At 64.5% G+C, this 9,370-nt stretch carries 11 protein-coding genes; 5 read left to right on the top strand and 6 right to left on the bottom strand.

Annotation, left to right across the window (positions count from 1 at the left end):
- The first annotated feature begins 29 nt into the window (after positions 1–29).
- Complete coding sequence (gcvP, locus tag I6F24_RS04590) at positions 30–2,897, top strand: aminomethyl-transferring glycine dehydrogenase (protein WP_225151524.1); 2,868 nt, start codon at positions 30–32, stop codon at positions 2,895–2,897.
- A 130-nt stretch (positions 2,898–3,027) separates the two neighbouring features.
- Here gcvP and I6F24_RS04585 read toward each other — a convergent pair whose 3' ends face one another.
- Together I6F24_RS04585 and recA are read right to left on the bottom strand one after the other, a co-directional pair.
- On the bottom strand, positions 3,028–4,023 hold the full coding sequence (locus I6F24_RS04585; RefSeq protein WP_225151188.1) for a hypothetical protein: 996 nt from the start codon (positions 4,021–4,023) through the stop codon (positions 3,028–3,030).
- A gap of 99 nt (positions 4,024–4,122) precedes the next feature.
- The gene (gene recA, locus I6F24_RS04580) at positions 4,123–5,211 is read right to left on the bottom strand and encodes a recombinase RecA (protein ID WP_027577058.1); all 1,089 of its coding nucleotides are present in this window, start codon (positions 5,209–5,211) and stop codon (positions 4,123–4,125) included.
- 323 nt (positions 5,212–5,534) lie between these two features.
- Here recA and I6F24_RS04575 point away from each other — a divergent pair, with 323 nt between their 5' ends.
- Complete coding sequence (locus I6F24_RS04575) at positions 5,535–5,735, top strand: hypothetical protein (RefSeq protein ID WP_109145725.1); 201 nt, start codon at positions 5,535–5,537, stop codon at positions 5,733–5,735.
- Positions 5,736–5,890: 155 nt separating this feature from the next.
- Complete coding sequence (locus I6F24_RS04570) at positions 5,891–6,061, top strand: hypothetical protein (protein ID WP_109143205.1); 171 nt, start codon at positions 5,891–5,893, stop codon at positions 6,059–6,061.
- 575 nt (positions 6,062–6,636) lie between these two features.
- On the opposite strand, the gene I6F24_RS04565 is transcribed toward I6F24_RS04570, so the two are convergent.
- Entirely contained in the window at positions 6,637–6,888 is a 252-nt protein-coding gene (locus I6F24_RS04565) for a DUF2798 domain-containing protein (protein WP_109143204.1), read from the bottom strand.
- Between the two features lie 234 nt (positions 6,889–7,122).
- Here I6F24_RS04565 and I6F24_RS04560 point away from each other — a divergent pair, with 234 nt between their 5' ends.
- Entirely contained in the window at positions 7,123–7,311 is a 189-nt protein-coding gene (locus I6F24_RS04560) for a hypothetical protein (RefSeq protein WP_109143203.1), read from the top strand.
- Between the two features lie 30 nt (positions 7,312–7,341).
- Here the strand turns inward: I6F24_RS04560 and I6F24_RS04555 are convergent, their stop codons facing one another.
- Both I6F24_RS04555 and I6F24_RS04550 read right to left on the bottom strand, forming a co-directional pair.
- Positions 7,342–7,596 carry a hypothetical protein gene (locus tag I6F24_RS04555; protein ID WP_036013009.1) on the bottom strand — a complete coding sequence of 85 codons (255 nt, stop codon included), beginning with the start codon at positions 7,594–7,596 and terminating at the stop codon, positions 7,342–7,344.
- Positions 7,597–7,694: 98 nt separating this feature from the next.
- Complete coding sequence (locus tag I6F24_RS04550; protein ID WP_036013030.1) at positions 7,695–7,991, bottom strand: hypothetical protein; 297 nt, start codon at positions 7,989–7,991, stop codon at positions 7,695–7,697.
- Between the two features lie 363 nt (positions 7,992–8,354).
- Between I6F24_RS04550 and I6F24_RS04545 the strand changes: the two genes are divergently transcribed.
- Positions 8,355–8,819, top strand: coding sequence for a PaaI family thioesterase (locus tag I6F24_RS04545; RefSeq protein WP_036027874.1), 465 nt, complete (start codon positions 8,355–8,357; stop codon positions 8,817–8,819).
- A gap of 114 nt (positions 8,820–8,933) precedes the next feature.
- Here I6F24_RS04545 and I6F24_RS04540 read toward each other — a convergent pair whose 3' ends face one another.
- Complete coding sequence (locus I6F24_RS04540; protein ID WP_036013032.1) at positions 8,934–9,227, bottom strand: HdeA family protein; 294 nt, start codon at positions 9,225–9,227, stop codon at positions 8,934–8,936.
- Positions 9,228–9,370: the final 143 nt, after the last annotated feature.

The raw sequence follows: 9,370 nt of genomic DNA, 5'->3' as shown, positions 1-9,370 counted from the left end.
ACAGCGAAATCTGAAGCGAGGACCCAATGATGACCGCGCACCGCAAGTCCAACGGCGACACCGCCACCTCCTTCGTCCGCCGCCACATCGGCCCATCGGCGCGCGATGTCACCGCCATGCTGGAGACAGTCGGTGCCAAGAGCGTCGATGCGCTGATCGCGGAAACGCTGCCGGCCTCGATCCGGCAGGCCGGCCCGCTCGACCTCGGCAAGCCCTTGAGCGAGACCGAGGCGATCGCGCACATGACCGAGCTTGCGCGTCAGAACCAGGTCTTCACCTCGCTGATCGGCCAAGGCTATTCCGGCACGGTCCTGCCCGCGGTGATCCAGCGCAACATCCTGGAGAACCCGGCCTGGTACACGGCCTACACGCCCTATCAGCCCGAGATCAGCCAGGGCCGGCTGGAAGCGCTGCTCAACTTCCAGACCATGATCTGCGACCTCACCGGGCTCGACGTCGCCAACGCCTCGCTGCTCGATGAAGCCACCGCGGCGGCCGAAGCCATGGCGCTCGCCGAGCGCCACTCGCAGGTCAAGGCAAGGGCCTTCTTCGTCGACAAGGACGTGCATCCGCAGACGCTGGCCGTGATGCGCACCCGCGCCGAGCCGCTGGGGTGGACTCTGGTCGTCGGCGATCCCCTCACCGATCTCGACAAATCGGACGTGCTCGGTGCGCTGCTGCAATACCCCGGTTCTTCGGGCGCGTTGCGCGACCTCAGGCCCGCGATCGCCGCGCTGAAGGCCAAGGGCGCACTCGCGATTCTAGCCGCCGACCTCCTCGCGCTGACGCTGCTCGCCTCGCCCGGCGAACTGGGCGCCGACATCGCGATCGGCTCGGCCCAGCGCTTCGGCGTGCCGATGGGCTATGGCGGACCGCACGCGGCCTATATGGCGGTGCGCGATGCGCTGAAGCGTTCGCTGCCCGGCCGCATCGTCGGCCTGTCCGTCGATTCCCGCGGTGCGCCGGCCTATCGCCTCGCGCTGCAGACCCGCGAGCAGCACATCCGCCGCGAGAAGGCGACATCCAACATCTGCACCGCGCAGGTGCTGCTCGCCGTGATCGCCTCGATGTACGCGGTCTATCACGGCCCCGAGGGCCTCACGCAGATCGCGCGCAACGTCCACCGCCGCACCGCCGTGCTCGCGACCGGCCTGCGCAAGCTCGGCTTCGCGCCGCAATCGGACAGCTTCTTCGACACGCTGAGCGTCGATGCCGGCGGCAAGCGCGCCGAGATCGTCGCGCGGGCAGCAAGCGAGAAGATCAATCTCGGCGTCAGCGATACGGCCCTTCGCATCGCGCTCGACGAGACCACGACGCCCGCGACGATTGAAGCAGTCTGGCGCGCCTTCGGCGGCAAGCTTGCCTATGCCGAGATCGACGCCGAGACGCGCGAGGCGCTGCCGGACGACTTGAAGCGCGGCACCGCGTTCCTGACCCATCCCGTCTTCCATGCGCATCGCTCGGAAACCGAGATGCTGCGCTACATGCGCAAGCTCAGTGACCGCGACCTCGCGCTTGACCGCGCCATGATCCCGCTTGGATCCTGCACCATGAAGCTGAACGCGACCACCGAGATGATGCCGCTGACCTGGCCGGAATTCGGCTCGCTGCATCCGTTCGCCCCGCGCGAGCAAGCTCAAGGCTATCACGCGCTGTTCGCACGCCTGGAGAAATGGCTCTGCGATATCACCGGCTATGACGCGATCTCGCTGCAGCCGAACTCGGGCGCGCAGGGCGAATATGCCGGGCTGCTCGCGATCCGCGGCTATCATGCCGCGCGCGGACAGAGCCATCGCAAGATCTGCCTGATCCCCTCCTCCGCCCACGGCACCAATCCGGCCTCGGCCGCGATGGTCGGCATGGACGTGGTGGTGGTGTCTTGCGAGAAGAACGGCGACGTCGACGTCAATGATCTCCGCGCCAAGGCGGAGAAGCACGCGAACGACCTCGCAGCTGTCATGATCACCTATCCCTCGACCCACGGCGTGTTCGAGGAGCATATAAGCGAGATCTGCGACATCGTGCACGGCCATGGCGGCCAGGTGTATCTCGACGGCGCCAACCTCAATGCGCAGGTCGGCCTTTCCAGGCCCGGCGATTACGGCGCCGACGTCAGCCATCTCAACCTGCACAAGACCTTCTGCATCCCGCATGGCGGCGGCGGCCCCGGCATGGGCCCGATCGGCGTCAAGGCGCATCTCGCCCCGTTCCTCCCCGGCCACCCCGCGACGAAGGCAGACGCGCCGGTCGGTCCGGTCTCGGCCGCGCCGTTCGGTTCGGCGTCGATCCTTACCATCTCCTACATCTACATCCTGATGATGGGCGGCGAGGGCCTGAAGCGCGCCACCGAGATCGCGATCCTCAACGCCAATTACATCGCAGCGCGCCTCGATCCGCATTTCCCGGTGCTCTACAAGAACGAGAAGGGACGCGTCGCGCATGAGTGCATCGTCGATCCGCGTCCGCTGAAGACGACGAGTGGCGTCACCGTCGACGACATCGCAAAGCGCCTGATCGATTACGGCTTCCACGCCCCGACCATGAGCTTCCCGGTACCGGGCACGCTGATGATCGAGCCGACCGAATCGGAATCCAAGGCCGAGCTGGATCGTTTTTGCGACGCCATGATCGCGATCCGCAAGGAAATCGCCGAGGTCGAGGCCGGTCGCTTTGAGATCGCAGCCTCGCCCTTGCGCCACGCCCCGCACACCGTGCACGACATCGCCGACGACGATTGGAAGCGCGCCTACACCCGCACGGAGGGTTGCTTCCCCGACGGCGTCTCGCGCTCCGACAAATATTGGTGCCCCGTCGGCCGCGTCGACAACGTCTATGGCGACCGCAACCTCGTGTGCTCCTGCCCGCCGGTGAGCGATTACGCAGAAGCTGCGGAGTAGGATGTGTAGGGTGGGTTAGCCTCGCGGCTGCGCAAAGCGCAGTCCGCGAGGCGTAACCCACCTCTTCTCTCTCCACCGATACGAACAGTGGTGGATTATGCCTTCGGCTAATCCACGCTACGAATCCAACCTACGGCGGAACCAACAGCCGGCTTTCGCGATCCCACCGCCACAACCGTTCATTGGTGAGAAGCGTGCCGCCCCACCAACGTCGAATCGGATTGTGGCGACGGAAATCTTCGCGGCCTTCCAGAACCGCTTTGCCAAATTCGGTCAGCGACAACCGGCTCCGACGATAGGCGGCGTTGCGACCTCGCGCATCGTGCGGGGCGAGCGTCGCGAGTTTCGGATCGAGACCTGCGACCGCCGGCATCGGGCCCGACGCAAGCCCTTCGAGCAACGGACCCAGCTCCCACTGGTCGAACACGCGCGTTTCGAGCAGCCCGCCCGGCTGAAACAGTTCTTTTGTACGGTTGTGCCCCCTTGCAATCAGCTCGATAAGCCGCGCCTCCGTCGCGCCCAATCCGGTGATTGGTGACGGCAGTTCAGCTAGCAACGCTTCCAGAGCCGGCTTCAGGAAAGGTAGCCTGGGTAAATCCCTTGTCAGCAACCCGAAGCAAAGTTCAGGCGTCGGCGCCCGATACGCCTCCCAGGCCATGTTGGCTATCTCGAAGTCGCACTCTGCGATCTCCGATTCCCGCACCGTACGATCGCGAAGTTGCGGGCCGTCCGCTTCGCGCAGATCGAAATTGACTCGTCGCAGTCTAAGACAATGGGTGATCGATGGATGGGACCGCAAATAGTCCAGGATCCAGATCAGTTGCAATTGACTGTTAGGCTCAGGGTCGAACCACAGCTCGATGAACTCGACGCCATAGGTCTCGCAAAACCAAACCAGGCCAGTCTCCTTGTGCGCGAGACCGGTCTGAGGCAACCGGCCAACAAGATCGGACCACCGCACCTCCGGATCGCCCCTGTAATAGCCTCCCGTAAGATAGTCCTCGAGGTGGTGCGACGTAGGCAACGGCCCCCAAACGAACCGAAAGATCAACGGGACGACCATGTCAGCACGACCGGCATAGGTGAGACCAACGCCGGACGAACTAGTCAGAATCACACGCTTCATCGTCGACGCGCCCTCACGCAACACGAAACGGGCACCGAAGACGTCGGCAACTCAACGTCCTCAGTGCCCGCTCCTCGCGAAAAATTTTCGCGTTAGGTCTTACTCGTCCGCCGGCTCCTCGCCGTCGGCGTCGCGCTCCGGCGTGCCGGCCAGGATCTGCTCGGCGATCAGGCCGGAGTTCTGGCGGATCGCGGTCTCGATCTTGGCGGTGATGTCGGGGTTGCCTTTCAGGAACGCCTTGGCGTTCTCGCGGCCCTGGCCGAGGCGCTGGCTGTCATAGGAGAACCAGGCGCCGGACTTCTCGACGATGCCGGCCTTGACGCCGAGATCGAGGATCTCGCCCATCTTGGAGACGCCCTCGCCGTACATGATGTCGAACTCGACCTGCTTGAACGGCGGGGCCAGCTTGTTCTTGACCACCTTGACGCGCGTGGTGTTGCCGACCACCTCGTCGCGCTCCTTGATCGCGCCGATGCGGCGGATGTCGAGGCGGACGGAGGCGTAGAATTTCAGCGCATTGCCGCCGGTGGTGGTTTCCGGCGAGCCGTACATCACACCGATCTTCATGCGGATCTGGTTGATGAAGATCACCATCGTGTTGGATTTGTTGATGGAGGCCGTGAGCTTGCGCAGCGCCTGGCTCATCAACCGTGCTTGAAGTCCCGGCAGCGCATCGCCCATCTCGCCCTCGAGCTCGGCCTTCGGCACCAGCGCCGCCACCGAATCGACCACGAGAACATCGACCGCGCCCGAGCGCACCAGGGTGTCGCAGATCTCCAGCGCCTGCTCGCCGGTGTCGGGCTGCGAGATCAGGAGCTCGTCGATGTTGACGCCGAGCTTGCGGGCATAGACCGGATCGAGCGCGTGCTCGGCATCGATGAAGGCGCAGATGCCACCCTTCTTCTGCGCTTCCGCCACCGTATGCAGCGCCAGCGTGGTCTTGCCGGACGATTCCGGCCCGTAGATCTCGACGATGCGCCCCTTGGGCAGGCCGCCGATGCCGAGCGCGATATCGAGCCCGAGCGAGCCGGAGGACACCGCCTCGATGTCCATGGAGCGGTCGTTCTTGCCGAGCTTCATCACCGAGCCCTTGCCGAACTGCCGCTCGATCTGGGAGAGCGCGGCGGCCAGAGCTTTACTCTTGTCCATGGAGGATCCTTCGACGATACGCAGGGCAGTTGCGGACATTGGGTCGTGCTCCTTATGGCGAGGATTCGCGTGAGGGACAAACGGTTGCGAGGCAGCTCGGCGATAAAAGCAATGTACCCCATTTGTTCTCAGTTCGCAATATGTTCTTTTGCGGATTTGTCTTTCTAACTGGACCAAGAGACAACGGAGCTGGTCGAACCTGCCATGCTGGATCGTCACGCCGTAGGCACTGAGTGCACAACTGAACAGACGCGGATCCATTTCTGGATCCTAATGCATCATCACCGCGCGGACCCTGGCCACTATCGGTGATGAGAACGCTGACCTCGCGCTCCCGCCTCCTCGCAAGGAAAGAGCGCGCCATGTTGAAGCGACGACGTTTCAAGCAGCAACTGACCCTTCAGGACCGGCTGTCGGCATGGGTGAAGCAGGTCCGCGAGCAGGCGTCCAAGCTACCTCCCGGGCCGGAGCGGGACGCGCTGCTCAAGAAGGCGCGCCAGGCCGACGTTGCCAATCATCTGAACGATTGGGTCAAATCGCCAGGGCTGCAGCCGCCGAAATAGCCGGGCCTGCGCCGGGTTCCTCGAAGCGAACATGACCGGGATCAACGACGCGCGACCGGGGCGCCGTCATGTTTCCGTAATCCTACGGCACCGAACCTTTCGCGGTCTCGGGCCTTCTGTGGGGATGGGACCGCAACTTTTGGGGATCTCTGGTCATGACGAACAACGACACGCACCACGACACACTGAGGCGAAAGCCGCTGCTGGACGCCGCCCACGAGGAGATGGTGAAGTTCGAGCGCAAGGAAAACGAGTTCCGCAAGAAGGACCGCGAAGAGCGCGCCGCCGAGCTCCGTCTGCCGCTGAACGAGATCAAGGTTCATTAGGCACTGCCAGGACCGCCGTCCGGAGCGGGCCAGGCCCGCCCGCGATGCGGCACTCCGCTCTGTTCCTTGCCCGGAACCTCCGATCGGCATCGCCGGTCGGGGCGCCGCGACCGCGGATGCACCAGGTAGCTAAATACTACCAGCAACCCCTTGGCGAAGCGATGAAATCGCCAGGACCCCTACTGTGCATGGGGTTGTTTTGCCACTTTTGAGAGGCAAGGCGCGCCGGCGCCTTCGATAGGACGGCCCAGCACGTCAGTTCCGTCTGCAGCAGCGCCTGCTAGAGCACCGCCAGCAAAACCAGACCTATCACCAGCACGACGAAGCCAGCCGCCGTCGCGGCGGCGAATGACCGCTCTACGTTATCCATATGATGCCACCCCGTTTCCGGCGCGCCACGTTTCCCCCATGGCTGCGCCGAACGGATAAAATCTTGCCGACGGGTGTGTCCGCAGTGGTGCGGACGCATGTCGAAATTGGGACCGGTACGGGGCCAGTGTGCGGCCTTTCGATCGCGCACCTGCCGGCGGTCCGCCTGTCAGGCTGTCGTCAGCCAGCCGGCTAGGGTCGCCCGGCTACCGGCCAGCGCGGGGCTCCTGCTCCTCCTGCGTCAGGCGCAGCGAGAAGGCGCGGATCGCGGGCGCCGCCAGCAGCACGACCGGCAGCATCGCAGCCCATGCGATCAGCCAGGACACCATCCAGTGCCGCACGAAGAGCATCGGGCTGCCGGCGGGAAAGCTGGCGATCCCCGCCGCGATCAGCGAGGTCAGCCCGGACTGGATGATGCCGAAGACGAAATGCGAGTAGCGGCGGGGAATGCCGAGCATGAGGCGCCCATGGTTGCTTGCCCGTGATCGGCAAGCAAGGCACATGCCGTCGAGCGGATCCGGCGCTTCGATTGGAACCGCGATGCGGGACCGCCGGATGCACCCCGGCCGGGCTCCAGGAACTTTGTTCATGGTCGGAGAACCACGGAGGCGCGGGCGACATTTTTCTTGCCCGCGGAATATTGCGACGACCAACATGTTTGCAGGCACAAGGGTGAATCGTGGGAGGTGACCATGAATCACAGGGGCGTCGAGTTCACCATCGCCAAGACGGCGATTCCCGGAATCTGGCAATGGCAGTTCCGCATTGGCGACCGAATCAAGACCGGCAAGACCGAGACCAGGATCGACCTGCTGGCGATCCGGCGCGTGCAGCTGCGCATCGACCGCGAACTGAAGGCGATCGGGCGAAAGACGGCCTGAACCGTTTCGCCTTCTGCGTCATAGCGCGCGTCAGTCGGCGCTGGGCAGCCGACGCATGGTGAACTCGATATCGCCGCCGGGCAATTCGCGCCAGGTCTCGACCTCGCTCATATAGCCGGCCTTGGGGTAGCGGGCGAAGAAGGCCTGCGCCCGCTCCCGTGCCGCCGCCCGCGGCAGCGTGAAGGTCTCGCGCAGATAGCCATCGCCGGCGGACTGGCCGGGCTTGCCGGCCGCCTTGCGCCGGCGCGCCATCCGCTCGGCGAGATCCCGCGGACGATCGGCCATGTCCTGCCTTCCTCTGCGCACTACGCTACCGACAATGTAGGGCGCGGGCCGGATCAAGAGGAGTCCTTCCGAGGAGCATTGTGCCTCCCCGGAACGGGTCAGTTGGCGGCCGTCCCGCTCTTGGCCTTCTTCGGCGCACTGGTCGCGGCCGACGCCTTCGGCGCCGCCGGCTGCTTCGGCTGTTCGGCGCGCATGCCGCCCCAGGGATCGCTGGACGCCTTGGTATCCGGAATCTTCTTCAGCGTTTCCTTGTAGGCCTTCTCACGCTCGGCCTCGATGGCCTTCTCCTCCGGCGACTTGCTCGGGGCATCCTGCATCAAATTGATGTTGGGCATTTGCGCGTAGGCAGGTCCCGCCAGCACGGCCAGCACCGCGGCCAAACGGAAAAGCTTCATCATCCACTCCTTAAGTCTTTCATGAGGCGCGGATCGCCCCGCGCCGTGTCATCCTCGTCAGCCCGGTCACGACCCGGTGGCAGCTAGTGCCGATCCGATCGGCATGATTTGGGCGCCTGCAGCCAATCGTCCCAGATCGGACCGCATTTGGTGCACCCGCTCAGCGCGAGACCGAGCAGGCCCATGCCAAAGACGAGGATACAGCGACGCAACATCATCCACCCCCACCCAAGCCAGGCATCATATCGGGCCAAGTCAGGCATTTTCAAGCCGAGGCGGCCGGCGCCAGACCGGGTGACTTTGCCTCGCGGATGCGCGCACAATGCGGTGAAACATCCGGCAACACAGGAGAGCGCGACAGCAATGCAAACGCAGCCAGAAGCCGAGTTCGGCCTCGCCGACGCCAGACGCATCCTCGGCGAGGTCTTTGCGCCCTGGGTCCAGGACCTCAACCTCGCGGTCGAGCGCATCGAGCATGTGCCGCCCGCAGACGTCCCGGATTGGCAGCCCGGCGCGCTGCTGCGCATGCCGTTTTCGGAGCGGCTGTGCCGCAATGGCGGCGTGGTCTGCGGCCAGGCCCTGATGGCGCTCGCCGATACCGCAATGGTGATCGCGATCCTCGCGGCCAATCGCGGCTACCGTCCCATGACCACGGTCGATCAGACCACGCATTTCATGCGCGCGATCGCCGCGTCCGACGTGCTGGCGGACGCGCGCGTGGTGCGGCTCGGGCGCACCATGAGCTTTGGCCGCGTCACGCTGCTCTCGGCCGCCGACGGCAAGCCGGCCGCGATGGTGTCGAGCGCGTTCGCGATGCTGCCGGGGTGAACGCGCCCTGAAAACAAGAGAGCCGCGCGAAGCGCAAGGCTCGACGCGGCTCTCGATGGAAATCATGTCGGGACAGCAAGCGCGATCGCGCTTGCCGTCATTGCGCCGGCAATGTCACTTGCCGAGGATCTCGTCGGCCGCGGTGACGACGCTGACGGTCGGATTCTTTCCGCAATAGGCGCCGAACTTCTTGGCATTCTCGATGAAGATGTCGGTGTCGATGATCGCGTTGTCCTCGTCGCCCTTGTACCAGCCGTCCATCCAGGTCAGCACGACGCCGATGTTGTCCTCGCCGCTCTCGAGGAACTGCTTGCAGGTCATGGTCGAGAGGTCCCACTTGACGGCGTGGGCGGGCATCGAGGCCAGCGAGAGCGCTGCGGCGAACAAAATCGAAAGCGAAGTCTTCATCAATATCTCCATCGGCGTGTCACGCCATAAAGGAAAGGCACTTGGGTAGGCTCTTTGGGTAGGCTCTTTGGGCAGGTTCGCACGAGCGGCTCGCCGCTCTAACGTCGTAAACAAAGTCTGAAACGCCGTGCAAGTAGCGCCAG

The organism is Bradyrhizobium sp. BRP23 (genome assembly GCF_020194135.1).
GTDB lineage: Bacteria > Pseudomonadota > Alphaproteobacteria > Rhizobiales > Xanthobacteraceae > Bradyrhizobium > Bradyrhizobium yuanmingense.
This window is presented reverse-complemented; position numbering and strand designations above follow the sequence as displayed.